This is a genomic window from Arthrobacter sp. CC3, from assembly GCF_039907775.1.
Classification (GTDB): domain Bacteria; phylum Actinomycetota; class Actinomycetes; order Actinomycetales; family Micrococcaceae; genus Arthrobacter.
The window spans coordinates 37,214-52,300 of the sequence record NZ_JARCCY010000023.1 but is presented as its reverse complement, the minus strand read 5'-3'; the positions used below and the strand labels follow the sequence as shown (position 1 = coordinate 52,300).

Sequence of the window (15,087 nt, the reverse complement as noted above, 5' to 3'; positions counted from 1 at the left end):
TGCCCGGATCCTTTGCCTAGGTCTTCTCAGCCAAGCAGCTGAGTTACTTGTGTCTGTGCGGTGGCGAGTGCCTTGGCAGCGTCGCCGCCGTCCACGAGGTAGCGTTCCACCTGCGTCATGACCTCGCGCATGATGGCCTTGGTCTGTGCCTCGTAGCCCCGGATGAGGGGGCTGCGCGATTCGGAGGCGAGGTCGATGAACGCCTTGGCCCACGGATTGGCTGCGGCGTAGTCGGGAGCCAGCGGCACGTCGGTGGCCAGTGTTGATGGGCCCATTGCCGCACGGAGCGCCGCCTGGCCTTCATCGGAACCGACCCAGCCGACGAAGTCGACGGCGAGGTTCTTGTTCTTGCCGTACCCGTTGACTGCCAGCACGATTTCCTGGTGGGCCGAAGGCTTGGGCAGCGGAATCCGTTCGGCAAAGCCGATGTCGGCCGACGTCAGGGCCTTGGAGGACCGCAGGATGCCGGCCACCGTGGAGGAGACGTCGATCATCATGCCCAGGCGGCCTTCGCGGAACTTGGTGCGCATCGTTGAGGCGTCATCGCCAATGGGCATGGCACCCGAGCGGTAGATCTCGCCGAAAGCCTTAACGCCGGCGATGTTCTCCGCCGAGTCGATGGTGGGGCGTGAGCCGTCCGACCAGGATCCGCCGTGTCCGTAGGTCCACACGTCGAAGTCCATGAACCAGGAGTCGAATTCCGTCATCTGGTGGCGGACACCGAAGCCGTCCAGGCCTGTTGCGGAACGGATCTGGCTCGCGGCCGAGATCAGTTCAGTGACGTTCGTCGGCGGGGTCACGCCGGCCTTGTCCATGATCTTGCGGTTCCAGAAGAAGTTCCAGTTCAGCCGTTCCCACGTGATCCCGTACTGCACGCCGTTGACCAGGCCGGATTTATTGGTGTGGTTGAACGGGGTGCCCTTGTGCGAGGAGATGACGGAACTCAGCGGAGCCAGGATGCCGGCGTCGGCCAGCGGATAGAAATTGACGTCCTGGACGACAAAGACGTCCGGCCCGCCCTTGCCGCCGAGCTCGGTGTTCAGCTTGTCGGCGAAGGAAAGGAACGGCGTGGTGCTCTGGGCCAGGACGGCGGACGGATTCACCTTCTGGTAGGCCTGGATGGCCTTCCACATGGCCTCGCCGCGGCCCGGTTCGAGCCACTGCCAGCTGCCAAACTTCAAGGTGCCCCCGGCCGACGCGGCACGGTTGGGGTCGATTCCCGGGGTGGCCCCGCAGCCGGCGAGCACCATGCTCGCCGCGGCGGCTCCCAGGAAAGTGCGGCGGTCGATCATGTCGCCGGCACCACTTCGAGTGCGAGGGCCTCCGTCTCGCGCCGCAGCTTCAGCGCCTCTTCCAGGGAGTTGTCGATCTCGACGTCGTCCCAGCCGACGATGCCGCCTTCGGGGACGTCGTTGACGAGTTTGACGTGGTGGGCCATGGCGACGGGAAGGGCGCGGTCCCGGACGGACTTTTCGGCCGAGATCAGCTTGCCCCAGACCGTGAAGCCGCCTTCGCCGTCGAGGATTTCCCCGGCGTGCAGGTCCTTCTTGGCGCAGGCGACGACGTCGGCGTGGAAGCCTTCCGGGGCGCCGGTGGCCACACCGCGGAGCACCGCGTTGGCGATGGAGACGTTGAGCTCCAGTCCCACGTAGTGGTAGGGGCGGTAGAGGGCGGCGTACTGGCCGGTGGGGTCCGGGTGCCAGGGGTATTCCTGGAAGCAGCCGGAGACGTACTTGTTGGTGGCCTTCACCACGACGAAGACGCCTTCCTGGGTGTTGTGGGGGATCCAGTCGCCTTCACGCGTCACGCTGGACATCACGTCGACGCTGCCGGCATTGCTGAGGACGCCGCCGTCGGCCGCGGGACGGCAGATCGTGGCGATCTGTTCGACGTCGCCGGGTGTGAACGTCAGCCCTTCGTCGGACGGACGCAGGCCCGCCGCATTGGCTACGGCTGCCATCTCGATGGCGGCCTTGGTGCCGTCACGGAAAGACGTGTGCATGTAGGGGTTGAGCTGGCCGGAGTCCGTCAGCTCCTTCGAGAACTCCCAGTTTTCCCAGACGTTGTCCGGGTTCATCTGGTGGTAGTGCGAGAGGTACTTGGCGCCCTTGCCGGCGCAGACGACGTCGAAGCCGGAGGTCCGGGCCCAGTCGACGAGTTCCCAGATCAGCGCGGGCTGGTCGCCGTACGCCAGTGAATAGACGACGCCGGCCTCCCTGGCCCGCTTGGCCAGCGCCGGGCCGGCGAGGGCATCGGCCTCGACCGTGACCATGATGATGTGCTTGCCGGTTTCGATGGCGCGGAGCGCGTGGTTGATGCCGACAATCGGGTTACCGGTGGCCTCGACGATGACGTCCAGGTCCGCGTCGAAGAGGACGGATGCGTCGGTCACCACGGTGGTGGCCCTCGTGGCGATGGCCGTCCCGATGTCTTCAACGAAGGCTTCCTCGGGCCAGTCCACCAGCTTCAGTGCGCCCTTGGCGCGTTCCGCATTGATGTCGGCGATGGCCACCACGTGGATGCCGGGGATGTTGCGGGCCTGTGCCAGGTACATCGTGCCGAAACGTCCGGCACCGATCAGCCCCACGCGGATGGGGGCGCCTTCGGCCTCGCGTTCGGTCAGAAGTTTGTGCAGGTTCATAACTACCTTTCAATGGGTGCGGCTCCATCCCGTGTGGATGGCCGGCGGAAAGCATCGGGTCCGCCGCAGCGTTGCGGTGAAGTGACGCTCAGGCGGGTGGCTGGGGTGTGCTGCCTCAATCCCGGGCGGTGCTGCGGTAGACAATCGGCTCCGAAGTAAACATAATGGAACCGGTTCCACTTTTATGTCATACCTGCTCGACGAGGTCAATACCCTAGTCTGAAAAAGTTCCCGCCGGAGGTTCCGGGGAGCCGCAGTAGCCGATGGAGGAGTACACGTGCAGAAGCAGCCGACCATACGCGATGTTGCCGCGGCTGCGGGGGTGTCCGTCGCCGTCGTCTCCCGCGTCCTCAATCCGGGCTCCGGTCCCGTGGCGGAGGCAACCAGGAACCGTGTCAACGACGTGATGGCAACCCTTGGCTACCACCCCCGTACGGCGGCCAGGGAGCTGAAGCACGGGCCTCCCACCACGCTGGGACTGCTCCTTGCCGACGTCTCCAATCCCTTCTTCGCCCGCCTGGCGGACCAGGTTGTCCAGGAAGCGCACTCCCGCGGGATCCAGGTGCTGCTCATGACCACGCAGGAGGACGACCAGCTGGAATCGGAGCGTCTCTCCACGCTCATTGAGCGACGGGTCAGCGGCATCATCGCCACTCCTACGGGGAACAACCTGGAAATCTGGAAGAAGCTCCAGGACATGGGGACCGACGTGGTCTTCGTCGACCGCTCCATCCCGGCGCTGCCGGCGGTGGACGTCGTGACCATCAACAACATTGAGTCGGCAAGGTCCGCCACGGCCCTGCTGGCTGCGCACGGACACCGCCGCATTGCAATCATCTCCGGCCCGGCGACATCAACTACCGGGCGCGACCGGATCGCGGGCTACCGCGAAGCCCTGGAGTCCGCCGGCTTGGAGCAGGACGACCTGCTCATCCGCTCCGCTGCCTTCCGCGGTGCCGCCGGCGGAGATGCCATGACGGCGCTGCTCAACCTGGCCGATCCGCCCACCGCGCTGGTGGTGGCCAATACCGCCCAGGTAACGGCCGTACTCCGGCGCCTGGCACACGCCGGGGTCTCGATTCCCGATGAGCTCTCGGTCATCGTGTTCGAGGATTCACCGTGGACCGAGCTCATGACCCCGCCGCTGACGATTGTCCGGCAGCCCATCGACCTGCTGGCCAGGCACTCCGTGCAGCTGGCTCTCTCCAGGGCGAGCGGGAAAAGTTCCGGAAAGCCGACGGTGGTCCGTGTCGACGCCGAACTTATCGAACGGTCCAGCGTGGCCCGGCCGAGGGTACGCACGTAAGTTTCCCGGACGGCGATTTACACCGATCGACTCCCATGGTACAAAAAGTGAACCGGTTCCACTTTGATTCCACTCCGGCTCTACTGCAGTTCCCCGGGCCCCCGCGCACAGCCGCGCCAGCGGCCGCCGCCCCCAACCCCAAAGGACTTGAACATGACGGAAACCCCGCGACCCTCGCTTGCCCTCCTGGGCCTCGGCCCCATGGGCGGCCCCATGGCCCGCCGACTGCTCCACCAAGGCGGCGGCCTCACCGTCTGGAACCGGACCTCCGCGAAAGTCGAACCCTTGGTTGGGCTGGGTGCGCGCGGTGCCACGTCCCCCGCGGACGCCGCGGCCGACGTCGTTCTTACCGTTCTGCCAGACCTGGAGCAGGTCGAATCGCTGTTGCCTGGACCGGATGGATTGCTGGCAGGCTGGTCGGCCAAGGGCATTGCCCGCCCCATCCTCGTAGTTCATGGCACCGTGTCGCCCATCGCCGTCGCGGCCTTTGCAGAACGCCTGCTTCGTGATCGCGGGGTCACGGTCCTTGATGCGCCGGTCAGCGGTGGCACCGTCGGCGCGGAGAACGGAACACTCAGCATCATGGTGGGTGGCGACCAGGCAACGGCCCACTCCGTGGAGCCCGTCTTCGCCGCCATGGGCACCACCGTCCGGTACATGGGACCGAGCGGATCGGGGGCGCTCGCCAAGGCCTGCAATCAAATCGTCGTCGCCGCCACCGTGACCGCGGTCTCCGAGGCCATGCTGCTTGCCGGCAAGGGAGGCATTGACCTTTCAGTGATGCTGGAGCTGCTTCAGGGCGGGCTAGCCGATTCCGCTGTGCTCCGGCAAAAGGGCTACCGGTGGATCAGTAACGATTTCGACGGCGGCGGCAGCGCCCGGAACCAGCTCAAAGACCTGGGCTTCATTCGGGACGCGGCGTCATCAGAAGGCCTGGAACTGCCGCTGACCAGTACGGTAACGGGGCTGTTCGGCGAGATGGTGACCCAGGGTGACGGCGCCCTCGACCACACGGGCATCCACGGCACCCTCGCGCGCCGGTCGCAGGAGTCGGCCGGATCGGCTGCACAGCTGTAGCCACGGGGTGCGGGCAGCCGCCTCAACAACGTCAGCTTGTCAACTACGTCAGCTTGGACTGGCGTTCGGTTAGAGGCGGAGTTCCATAAAAACGCTGTTGGGATCCAGGGAGTAACCGGCAAAGGGAGGGCACTCAGTGAATCCGTTGCGGACGTACAGGCGCCGCGCGGGCGCGAAATAGTCCTCGGTTCCGGTCTCAAGATAGATGCGCTCGAAGTCCCGGGACCTGGCGGCGTCCAGGATGTGCCGGAGCATCAAGGTGGCGACGCCCCGCCCCCGCGCGCTTGCTGTGGTGCGCATGGACTTGATTTCGCCGTATCTGGCCGGGCCGTGCTTCGCTGATTCGTGCTCCGCTGAGCCGGGCGGGGAATCGAGGACCTTGAGCGCGCCGCAGCCCAGGAGTTCGCCGTCCTCGCGGGCCGTCCAGAACGTGATGGACGGCGCGGACAGCACTGAATGGTCGAGTGCGTGCACGCTTTCGGCCGGCGAGGTGGCGAACATGTCTGCCAGGTGCTCGCTTAGGAGTTGGCTGACGTCGTCCCGTGCGGGGTCGTCCTGGTCAATGTGGATCATCGCCCCAAATTTACCGGCGGTCCGAGCCACTATGAAAACCGCCACAGCGCCCTGCCCGTCCGGAAAGATACAGTGTCACCGTGAACATTGCCTTGGCCCCGGATGGCGCCGCGCTGGCGTGGACCGAGCAGGGCCACGGGGAGCCGCTGCTGCTGATCGCCGGGCAGGCAACGGCCATGGACGGCTGGGGGCCAACCGCGGAGGCGCTGGCCGAACACTTCCGGGTCATCCGCTTCGACCACCGGGGAATCGGCAGAAGCAGCGACGGCGACGCCGACCGGTACACCACCAGGTTCCTGGCCGCCGATGCCGCCGCCGTCCTGGCTGCCGCCGGCGCCGAACGCGCCCATGTGTACGGCCATTCGATGGGTGGCAGGATCGCCCAGTGGCTCGCCATTGATCATCCGCAACGTGTCCGCGCGCTGGTCCTGGCCGCGACGAGCGGCGGGAAGCTGCCCGGGGCGGAGCCCTCCCGGGAAGCCATGGATGCGCTGGTCAGCGGCGATGCCGCCCGGCTGGCGGCGTTGTTCTTCGACCCCGCATGGGCGGCGGACCACCCCGACGCCGTCCGCGTCTTCTTCAATTCGCGGGCGTCCGCCTGGGCGAAATCCCGCCACTTCCGCGCCAGCCGGGAACACGATGCCTGGAGCCGGCTGGCGTCCGTCCAGTCACCAACGCTCATCCTCCACGGCACCGCAGATCCGTTGACTCCGCTGCAGAATGCCGTCCGGATGCACGGGCACATCCGCCGCTCCACGCTGGTCAGGGTTCCCGGCGCCGGCCACGGCCTTCACCTGGACCGTCCCGAAACCATCCAGTGGATCCGGCAATTCATCTCGGCTCATCACGGCAAAACCGTCACCGTAAAAGCACCGCAGTAAAACGCCGCCGCGCCATGCAGCCAGCGGTATTTTTTGGAAACTGGCATAAAAAATATAAGTGTGTATGGTACTGGGTAAGCACAACACATTGAAAGGTGTGATTCCAATGTCGGGAAAATCGCCCAGAAGCGCTGACGCCAAAAAATCGGGAAAATCTATTCTCGAAAAGCGTGCTGATAAAAAAGCCAAAAATGAAACTAGTGAAATCCAGTTCATCAAGCCGCGGAAGAACCAGCGCTAACATCCTGCGGGCGGCCGAACGGGAGACTCCTAGCCCCCGTCGGCTGCCCGCGCCACTCGCCGCATTGGCGCCTTTCAGCCCGTTCAGTTCCAAGGACAAGACCATGAACACTCCCTGCAACGCACTGATCGTCCCGGCCCGCCTCACCCAGCCGGTGCGCATCGAAGCCGTGAATACGGACATGGCCGCACTGCAGAAACTGATTGCGGGAAACATCGGATCCATGACGGGCGCAGACTGGCATGTCTTCCTGAATGACGAGGGAAGCCGCATGCCGCAGAACCCCAGGGCCGAGGTGCTCATCCGTGAGGCCGGCGTCCATATCGACGACTGTGTTTACGGCACAGCGGTATTTCTTGGCCACGCAAAGTATGTTCAGGAATCGGATGTTCCGCGCCATTTAATTCGGCTGGCTGAGCGGCTTTTCGAACTTCCGCTGGCTGCCTGATCGGCAAAGTATGTAAATTGGTGGATTAGCATAATTGCGTTTGTTGGGAAATGATTTCGTCGAGTTGGATCCTTGTTTCGTCCCAGAACAATTCTGCTGATCAAAAAACCACGAAACCGGACGACGGCGGGTAACGCCCGCCGTCGCCCGGTTCACCACGCCACTGTCCTCGCGGGGACGCTGACCGGGGTCCCCGAAAGGGGCCGGCGACAGCCGGCCAGCCAGCCCGGCAACTCGGCTGACTACGCCGCCGAGCTCGGAAGAACAACCAGGCCGTCGGCGACGAGCCTGCCGTCGTGGATGACGGTGCGGTCGGTGCCGCGGTCCATAACCGTGCTGGTGACCGTCTCGCCGTCGACCAAGACGATATCGGCCCGATCCCCCGGAGCCATCCCAGGCCGATGGTCCGGACTGGTGAGCCGCTCGACGCTGCGGTCCATGATGGACGCGCCTCCAATGGTGGCGAGCGCAGCACAGTGCTCGATCAGCCGGTCCTTGCGGAGCCGGTGCGTGAAGGCCAGCTGCCAGGCGCGGTCGAGCATGTCGCAGTTGCCGTACGGGCTCCAGTAGTCCCGCTGGCCGTCCTCGCCCAAACCAATGCGTATTCCGGCCTCGGTCAGGCGGGCCAGGTCGAACTGCGTGCCGCCGGTGGCCGGGGCGACCGTCGCCCATGCGACGTCCAACTCGCCCATCTGCTCCACCAGCCGGGCCGTCACATCGGGGTGGACGTTGGCCAGATCGTAGGCATGGGACAGCGAGACGCGTCCTTCCATACCCAGTGCGCGAATGCGTTCGAAGACGAGTTCCGCGCTGAAGACGCCCAGGTGACCCGGCTCGTGCAGGTGAATGTCGATGTCCACTCCGTACTTCTCCGCCAGGCCGAACACGATATCCAGGTGGCGCACGGGGTCACGGTCGAGCTGGCACGGGTCAATGCCGCCGATGGTTGTCGCACCCGCACGCAGGGCCTCTTCGAGGAGCGGAACAGTGCCGTGCTCGAGCAGCAGCCCGGCCTGGGGAAAAGCCATGACCTCCACGTCGGCGGCGTGGGCGAAGCGCTCCTTCGCAGCCAGCACCGCCTCGAACCGCTCAAGCTTGCAGTCCACGTCGATCTGCGCGTAGGAGCGGACGCGCGTGGTGCCCCGGGCAATCATTCGCTCCAGCGTTCCCGCCACGACATCTTTGTAGGGAATGGGGGTGTCGCGCCAGTTTTCACGGTCATTGCACATCATGTTCCACACACCCGGGGAGCCGGTGTGCTCCCGGAAGGGCAGCCCGATCCGCGTCGAATCGAGGTGGACGTGTACGTCGGTAAACGCGGGCAGTGCGATTCGCCCGCGTCCGTCGACCGTCCCGCCAACGGCGTCGGCACCCTCGACGGCGGTCCCTGCCGTGTGTACGGCGGCAATCCTCCCCTCGCGAACCTCGAGGTCTACGGTGTCCCCGCCCCAGGGGCGGACATTGGTGATGAGCATGGTTCATTCCTTTCGACTGGGCAGTTAACGACGGCGGGGAGGGCTCCGGTCCGCGGGGTCCGGCGCCCTCCCACAGCAGCATGTACTAGAAGTGGAAAGCAACCTGTGCGATGACTGCCGCGGCAAGGAAGCTCGCAGTGAATGTCAGCAGGGCGACGATGACAATCTTCCAGCTCAATGAGCGCAGCGCCTTCACATCACGGCCCAGCGACATGCCTATGAGTGCAATCATGGGCAAACCCGCGAAGAGGACATTGATGTGCTGCGTGGTGGAAGCGATAAAGGGACCGAAGGGCAGGAACGTTGCCGAGGCAATGGTGGCCAGGGCCAGAACCCAGATGCTGGAAGGAACTGCCGGCACGAGCTTCGCAAGGACCAGGGCGACGGCGGTCAGCGCAAGCAGGATGAGCACGCCGACAACATCCAGCGGCCGCGCTGAACCGGTGCCGAGGGCGTTCAGCAGGACGCCGGCAACTCCGGTGGCGGCGAACGCGATGAGCCACGTCCTCGGCGTCCTGACAACAGCGGGGTCCGCTTCGATCCCGTTGACGTCCACTGTTTCAGTGCCGGACGCATCCTCCGCGTCCATCGCCGCACTGCCCGGGCGCAGTGAGCTCGAGCCGCCCGTTTGGGTCGTGGCAGCAGCGCCCACCAGGGCGCCGCGGCGGACGCGACGGCCGAGGTCGTCCCGTCCGAAGATGCGGGACCACATCTTGTAGAGCTTTTGGCACAAGGGCAGTGCGATAAAGACGCCGGCGTAGAAACCGACGATGTTGGTGACCAGATTGGAGAGGGCGGCGAGGGCCATGATCTCGCCGGCCATCTCCGGGTACAGGATGGACAGTGCGCCCACGCCGCCGAGCATCATGGAAGCGGAACCGAGTCCCAGCCCCAGTGCGAGGGCTCGGGGATCAAAGAATCCCAGGCCGCCGAGGAGACCTGCCAAGAGCGAAATGAACACGGCGCCGAAGACGCTGCCCAGTACCCAGACAGCAAACACGCCCCGGTACTCGGGGGAGCGGACGCCGAAGCGCTGGATGGCGAAAGCGAGGTAGGACTCACGGTCGATCGACCACGTGGCGCCGATCGCGGTGCGGCCCAGGCCCAGCGCCACGGCGACTGGAAGGGCAAGGATCACCGTGCCCACCACATGGCCCACTTCCTGCAGCAGGATCGCTGGGCCGATGTTGGTGAACTTCGTCAGTGACGGGCCGATCTGCGTGCCGAGGCCTGCCAGGAAGAAGACGATGGACACGTCCATTAGATGTGTGGAGACTGCACGGGCGCGCCCTCCGATGGGTTTCCATCTCTGGACTCCGAGGAATCCGCCGATAAGCACAGTCCACAGGATCGGCATCAGAACGATGGCGGCCGGGCCGAGATGGAATTTGTGGGTCCCGATCATGATGGCGACGGCACAGACAGCAGTGGAGACCGCGATCATCGCGAACCACAGGGCTGGCCGGGCACGGAAAGTACGTGACGGTACCGCGTCCACTAGGACGGATACGGAGCCGCCTGTGGTCTTCGCTTCATTGCGCATGGCGCAGGCCTTTCGAGGGGGATGGGGTCAGGACAAAGACTTCTCGCATTTCGCTGAACCGAGCCTTTGGTATACCAAATGACTGTATACTCGGACTCATTGAGAGGCAAGTCACATTTTCGGCAGTCCACCAAGGAGCACGATGTACACGAAAATTTCCGCCCGCTATGTTCTTGGGTTCGACGGAACCCAGCACACACTCATCGCGGACGGCGAAGTGGTCTTCGACGGAGATTCCATCGTTTTCGTCGGACGCAACTATGACGGTCCCGTCGATGAGGAACGCGACTATGGCCAGAGCCTGGCCATGCCCGGCCTGATTGACCTGGACGCCCTCGCCGACATCGACCACCTCATCCTGGACTCGTGGCCTTCCTCCGATGTAGCCGCCGGCCACCTGTGGTCAAGCGACTACTTCGCCAACCGCCGCCGGGACGTGTTCACTCCGGCGGAGCGCGCCACGGTCCGCGAATTCGCCCTCGCGCAGCTGGCACTGCACGGCATCACCACCTACATGCCCATCGCTTCAGAGATCCACAGCGCCTGGGCTGAAGGGCTCGAGGAGCTCGTGGAAATGGCCGAGACCAGCCGGCGGATTGGACTGCGCGGCTACCTTGGGCCCTCCTACCGATCGGGGGTCCACGTCAGCACGGCGGCCGGCGGACGCGAAGTCCACTTTGACGAAGCCCGCGGTTTGGCCGGGCTTCGCGACGCGGAACGCTTCCTGGACCACACCGCTGGCCTCGCCGATCCGCTTGTCACCGGCGTCCTGCTGCCCTGCCGCATTGAAACGCTGTCAGAAGACCTCATGCGCGAGACGGCGCGGATCGCCCGGGAGCGGGACGTGATTGTCCGGCTCCATAGCCTCCAGTCCCCCCTCGAGGATGAGCTTCTACAGCGCTCCGCGGGGAGCGGCGTGCTGGAACTGCTCGAAACCACAGGCCTGTTCGGCACCCGCCTCCTCATCCCGCACGGAGTGGTGATCGACGCCAAGGACCCCGCCGCGTCCGCTCCCGGAGGCCCCCTTGACCTGCTTTCCCGTCATGGCGTCAGCATTGTTCACTGCCCGCTGACCTCCTTCCGCTACCAGAAGCAGCTTGTTTCGTTTGACCGTTTCCGTGCGGCAGGCGTCAACCTGTGCCTGGGCAGTGACTCGTTCCCGCCGGACCTGGTGCGCGGCATGGACGTGGGCATGCACCTGACCCGGCTCGTCGAGGAGCGGCCGGACGCCGGGAGCCTGGCGGACTACTTCGATGCCGCCACTCTCGGCGGCGCCAGGGCACTGGGGCGGGCCGACCTGGGGAAGCTGGCACCCGGCATGCAGGCCGACATCACGGTAGTTTCGCTGGGGCATTTCGGCGACGGCGTGGTCGAAGATCCGCTGCGCACGCTGGTGCTCAACGGCACGGCACGCCAAGTGACTGACACGTTCGTAGCGGGGCGCCCCGTGGTGGTGGACGGCGGTCTGCCCGGGATGGACCTCGGTGCGCTGCGGGCTGACGGGCAGCGGCTCTTCGACCGGATGACGGCGGCCTACTCGGAGAGGGACCTCGTGCGCCGGGAGCGCAGCGAACTGTTCCCGCCCACGTATCCGCACGCGGAAATCACCGCTCGGGCCCACGTGGGTTGAGGGCTGTTCCCGGCACTCCCAGTCACAGCACCCTCTTGGCTTGGTATACCAAAACGAGTATTGTTAGTGCGTACGGGGCTCTCCGGCATCCTGTGGGGGATGCTGATCCGCCCCTCCTCGACCGCGATTTTGACCCCCTGACTCCGGCGCCCGCACTGCTGCGGAGCGGCCCCTTCCCCCTGGAGAAACTATGTGCCTGCACGACCACACCCCGGCTGCCCTTCCTCCCGCCGCAGTTCCGCGCCGCGGCATCCTCGCCGGGGCCGCAGCCCTCGCCGGAATCTCGCTGGCGGGCCTGGCAGCCCAGCTGGGAACCGCCCCCGCGGCTAAGGCCGCCGGCAACGCAGCGAGCTTCGGCTACCCCGGGCACCCCGCTTCACCCCAGCCCTTGATCATCGAGGGGGGCACCATCGTGGACCCCAAGACCGGCGATGCAGTGGCAGACGGTGTCCTTGTGCTGGAAGGTGGCAAAGTCACAGCGGTTGGCACCCGCGACGAAACCCGCCGTGCCGTAGCCGCCCTTGCCGGCCAAGCCCGCACCTTCAACGCTTCCGGACGCTGGGTCCTTCCCGGCCTCATCGACGTGCATGTCCACGCGAACGCGCTGTCGGATGCACGTGCCATCCTGCAGGGCGGAGCCACCAGTGTCAGGAGTGGCTCAAGCAGCTTCTACCAGGACGTCGCCCTCGCTGCCCTGCCCGCCTGGGCCGCCGGCGCCTCGCCCCGGATGAGCCCCGCGGGCCTGTTCATCTCACCCGAGCTGGGGGACTCCCTCCTCGCTGACCCGGACCTGGCACCGCTCGCAGCCCTGTCAGGGGGAGTGACCGAACCAACCGACCTCGCCTACCTCACCCGGGTCAACCTGAAACGCGGCGCCCAGGTGATCAAGACAAGGGCCAACCCCCGGGCGGGCCTGCCGGAGCAGGACCCCCGCGAACTGGTCTACAACTTCGAGCAGCTGTCCGCGGTGGTCAAGGCCGCAGGCAAAGCAGGCGTGCTGTGCCATGCCTACAGCGCGGAAGGGATCGACGGCGCGGTCCGGGCCGGTGTGCGCAGCATCGAGCACGGTGTCTTCGTCAGCGAAGAGACCATCTCCCGGATGGCCGGCCAGGGGACCTACTTCACTCCCACCTTGGATGCCATCACCAGCATGGCAGGCTCCGCAAACCCCATCCTTGCCGCCCGGGGCAAGGAGTACACACCCATCATCAAGGCGGCCGTAAAAGCCGCCCACGAAGCCGGAGTCACCGTCGTCGCAGGCACGGACTCCTTCGGATCCGACGTGACACCGATCGGCACGGAGGTGCGCCTGTTGACCGAGGCTGGGCTTTCGCCGCTGGACGCCTTGCGGGCCGCGACGGTAAATGCCGCCGCCCTGCTCGGTTGGAGTGAGAACGCGGGAAGGCTGGTGCGCGGTTCCTTCGCTGACGCCGTCATCGTGGACTCTGATCCCTTGACCAGCGGCACGGCCCTGGAAGAAATCCGGGCTGTGGTGGCGCAGGGAGTCCTCGTCCGGAACAACCTCTAATCCGCACCGGGAAAAGCCATCATGACACTGATTCTCAAAGCCTCCGAGCTCCAGGCCCTGGCCGACATGCCCGGGACCATCGCCGCCGTCGAACGCGTATTCGCCGGTCTCAGCCGGGGAACTGCTGTTCAGCCGGCACCGGATTCCCTTCTCCTGCCGTCCTCGGACGCGCGGTTCCTGCCGATGGCGGCGCTGTCCGGCGCCGAGGAGCTGGCTTCGGTGAAGCTGCTGGCGGACATCCCGGCCAACCATGAGTCCGGCCTGCCCACCCAGCGCTCCACCATCATGCTTGTCTCCCAGCTGACCGGCGAGACCCTGGCCATCCTGGACGGCAAAGTCCCCACCCGGGTCCGCACGGCCGCTGCCAGCGCCGTGGCCACCAAGCTCCTTGCGAGGCCGGGCAGCACCACCTTGGGACTCGTCGGCGCAGGCGCCCTGGCCGTGGCCCATGTGGAAGCGATGCTGGCCGTGCTTCCGATTGAGAACGTGGTGGTGTGGTCCCGGTCAGCGGACACGGTTGCCGCCTTCTGCAGCGAGGTTTCCCACTACGGCCTCACCGTCACGCTTGCGTCCAGCGTCCAAGAAGTCGTGGAGGCTGCCGATGTGCTGTGCACGCTCACGCCGGCCGTTGAGCCGCTGGTCAAGGGCGAGTGGTTCAAGCCCGGGCAGCATGTGAACGCCGTCGGATCCCGTCCCCGGGCGGACCACCGGGAGATTGATTCCGCCGGTATGGTGCGGGCGAGGGTTTTTGTGGACAACCTGGCCACTGCCCGGGCAAAGTCCGGCGGCCTGATCATCCCTGTGACCGAAGGTGTCATGAGCTTCGAGGACGTGGAAGCCGAGCTTGGCGACGTGGCCGCGGGCACAAGAGCAGGACGCCTTGGCGATGAGGACGTAACCTTGTTCAACTCGGTGGGAATCGGTCTGCAGGACCTTGCCATCGGGCGGCTCCTCTACGACGCTGCGCTCAAACAGGGCGTTGGCACCCGCGTGGCGCTGAATAACTGAGAGACCGCGGACTTCAGGCGCCGCAGCACAACGGAGGCATGAATGACAGTCCAGGCGGAACCCGCATCCTCGGCTGACACTGCCCGGGCGCGGATCCGGGAGCTGATCATCTCAGGTGACTTCGCGCCGGGATCCCGGCTCCGGGAACGCGAGCTGTCCCAGACGCTGGCTGTATCCCGGGTGCCCGTGCGCGAAGCCCTGCAGCAGTTGGAGGCCGAAGGCTTCATTGACGCCTCGCCACGCCGTGGCGCCACCGTCAAGCAGATCACCCTGCGCGACGTCAACGAGCTCTTTGACGTGCGGCTCAGCCTGGAGGTCCTGGCTGCGCGCCTCGCCGCCCAGGCCGCCGCGAGGGGGCAGTCGTCGGCCGGGCTGCAGCAGATCATGGACCAGGCGGAGGACGCAACGCTGCGCCATGACCACGCGCAGATACCGTTGATCAACACGGCCCTGCACGCAGAGATCGTCGCACTGGGCGGCAACTCGCTGCTGGAGTACTCCATGAAGCCCCTGCTGGGCAGGATGCAGTGGCTCTTTACCCTGACCGGGCACCGTGACCCCCAGGTTCAGTGCGCCGAGCACCTTAGCCTGTGCAAGGCCATATACGACGGGAAGGCGGAGCTGGCGGCGGCGCTGGCCTATGCGCATGTGGAGTTGGGCCGCGAACCGTCGCTCCAGGGGCTGGCCGGCCGCCTGCCTGAAAGCTGACCGAACGCAAACGGACGACGGCGGAATG

General features: G+C 65.8%; 13 protein-coding genes. 8 read left to right on the top strand and 5 right to left on the bottom strand.

What is annotated here, in order from left to right; translation table 11 throughout:
- Window positions 1-26: 26 nt before the first annotated feature.
- Entirely contained in the window at window positions 27-1,292 is a 1,266-nt protein-coding gene (locus PV761_RS14725; RefSeq protein ID WP_028269771.1) for an extracellular solute-binding protein, read from the bottom strand.
- Window positions 1,289-2,641, bottom strand: a complete 1,353-nt coding sequence (locus PV761_RS14720) for a Gfo/Idh/MocA family oxidoreductase (protein WP_028269772.1) — start codon at window positions 2,639-2,641, stop codon at window positions 1,289-1,291. The genes PV761_RS14725 and PV761_RS14720 overlap by 4 nt, the downstream gene beginning before the upstream one ends.
- Window positions 2,642-2,918: 277 nt before the next feature.
- On the opposite strand from PV761_RS14720, the gene PV761_RS14715 reads away from it, so the two are divergent.
- Complete coding sequence (locus PV761_RS14715) at window positions 2,919-3,947, top strand: substrate-binding domain-containing protein (protein WP_347897809.1); 1,029 nt, start codon at window positions 2,919-2,921, stop codon at window positions 3,945-3,947.
- A 153-nt stretch (window positions 3,948-4,100) separates the two neighbouring features.
- Entirely contained in the window at window positions 4,101-5,024 is a 924-nt protein-coding gene (locus tag PV761_RS14710; protein ID WP_347897807.1) for an NAD(P)-dependent oxidoreductase, read from the top strand.
- A gap of 69 nt (window positions 5,025-5,093) precedes the next feature.
- On the opposite strand, the gene PV761_RS14705 is transcribed toward PV761_RS14710, so the two are convergent.
- On the bottom strand, window positions 5,094-5,597 hold the full coding sequence (locus tag PV761_RS14705) for a GNAT family N-acetyltransferase (protein ID WP_347897805.1): 504 nt from the start codon (window positions 5,595-5,597) through the stop codon (window positions 5,094-5,096).
- 80 nt (window positions 5,598-5,677) lie between these two features.
- Between PV761_RS14705 and PV761_RS14700 the strand changes: the two genes are divergently transcribed.
- Both PV761_RS14700 and PV761_RS14695 read left to right on the top strand, forming a co-directional pair.
- Window positions 5,678-6,478, top strand: a complete 801-nt coding sequence (locus PV761_RS14700; RefSeq protein WP_347897803.1) for an alpha/beta fold hydrolase — start codon at window positions 5,678-5,680, stop codon at window positions 6,476-6,478.
- Window positions 6,479-6,648: 170 nt separating this feature from the next.
- A complete protein-coding gene (locus PV761_RS14695) occupies window positions 6,649-7,167 on the top strand; it encodes a hypothetical protein (RefSeq protein ID WP_347897848.1) in 519 nt (172 codons plus the stop codon).
- A 242-nt stretch (window positions 7,168-7,409) separates the two neighbouring features.
- Here the strand turns inward: PV761_RS14695 and PV761_RS14690 are convergent, their stop codons facing one another.
- Together PV761_RS14690 and PV761_RS14685 are read right to left on the bottom strand one after the other, a co-directional pair.
- The gene (locus PV761_RS14690) at window positions 7,410-8,642 is read right to left on the bottom strand and encodes an amidohydrolase family protein (protein WP_347897801.1); all 1,233 of its coding nucleotides are present in this window, start codon (window positions 8,640-8,642) and stop codon (window positions 7,410-7,412) included.
- Window positions 8,643-8,727: 85 nt separating this feature from the next.
- The gene (locus tag PV761_RS14685) at window positions 8,728-10,185 is read right to left on the bottom strand and encodes a DUF3100 domain-containing protein (protein WP_347897799.1); all 1,458 of its coding nucleotides are present in this window, start codon (window positions 10,183-10,185) and stop codon (window positions 8,728-8,730) included.
- 142 nt (window positions 10,186-10,327) lie between these two features.
- Between PV761_RS14685 and PV761_RS14680 the strand changes: the two genes are divergently transcribed.
- The 4 genes from PV761_RS14680 (at window position 10,328) to PV761_RS14665 (ending at window position 15,059) form a co-directional block, all read left to right on the top strand.
- Window positions 10,328-11,815, top strand: coding sequence for an amidohydrolase family protein (locus PV761_RS14680; protein WP_347897797.1), 1,488 nt, complete (start codon window positions 10,328-10,330; stop codon window positions 11,813-11,815).
- A 190-nt stretch (window positions 11,816-12,005) separates the two neighbouring features.
- Entirely contained in the window at window positions 12,006-13,343 is a 1,338-nt protein-coding gene (locus PV761_RS14675) for an amidohydrolase family protein (protein WP_028269780.1), read from the top strand.
- 21 nt (window positions 13,344-13,364) lie between these two features.
- On the top strand, window positions 13,365-14,351 hold the full coding sequence (locus PV761_RS14670) for an ornithine cyclodeaminase family protein (RefSeq protein ID WP_028269781.1): 987 nt from the start codon (window positions 13,365-13,367) through the stop codon (window positions 14,349-14,351).
- Window positions 14,352-14,393: 42 nt separating this feature from the next.
- Window positions 14,394-15,059 (top strand): GntR family transcriptional regulator, encoded by a 666-nt coding sequence (locus PV761_RS14665; RefSeq protein WP_028269782.1) that lies wholly within the window; start codon window positions 14,394-14,396, stop codon window positions 15,057-15,059.
- The last annotated feature ends 28 nt before the right edge of the window (window positions 15,060-15,087 follow it).

What these genes read in the sequence shown, in the direction of transcription:
- PV761_RS14680 (WP_347897797.1), top strand. Translation starts at nt 10,328, where the DNA reads ATGTACACGAAAATTTCCGCCCGCTATGTTCTTGGGTTCGACGGAACC.
- PV761_RS14670 (WP_028269781.1), top strand. Translation starts at nt 13,365, where the DNA reads ATGACACTGATTCTCAAAGCCTCCGAGCTCCAGGCCCTGGCCGACATG.
- PV761_RS14710 (WP_347897807.1), top strand. Translation starts at nt 4,101, where the DNA reads ATGACGGAAACCCCGCGACCCTCGCTTGCCCTCCTGGGCCTCGGCCCC.
- PV761_RS14690 (WP_347897801.1), bottom strand. Translation starts at nt 8,642, where the DNA reads ATGCTCATCACCAATGTCCGCCCCTGGGGCGGGGACACCGTAGACCTC.
- PV761_RS14665 (WP_028269782.1), top strand. Translation starts at nt 14,394, where the DNA reads ATGACAGTCCAGGCGGAACCCGCATCCTCGGCTGACACTGCCCGGGCG.
- PV761_RS14675 (WP_028269780.1), top strand. Translation starts at nt 12,006, where the DNA reads ATGTGCCTGCACGACCACACCCCGGCTGCCCTTCCTCCCGCCGCAGTT.
- PV761_RS14725 (WP_028269771.1), bottom strand. Translation starts at nt 1,292, where the DNA reads ATGATCGACCGCCGCACTTTCCTGGGAGCCGCCGCGGCGAGCATGGTG.
- PV761_RS14685 (WP_347897799.1), bottom strand. Translation starts at nt 10,185, where the DNA reads ATGCGCAATGAAGCGAAGACCACAGGCGGCTCCGTATCCGTCCTAGTG.
- PV761_RS14720 (WP_028269772.1), bottom strand. Translation starts at nt 2,641, where the DNA reads ATGAACCTGCACAAACTTCTGACCGAACGCGAGGCCGAAGGCGCCCCC.
- PV761_RS14705 (WP_347897805.1), bottom strand. Translation starts at nt 5,597, where the DNA reads ATGATCCACATTGACCAGGACGACCCCGCACGGGACGACGTCAGCCAA.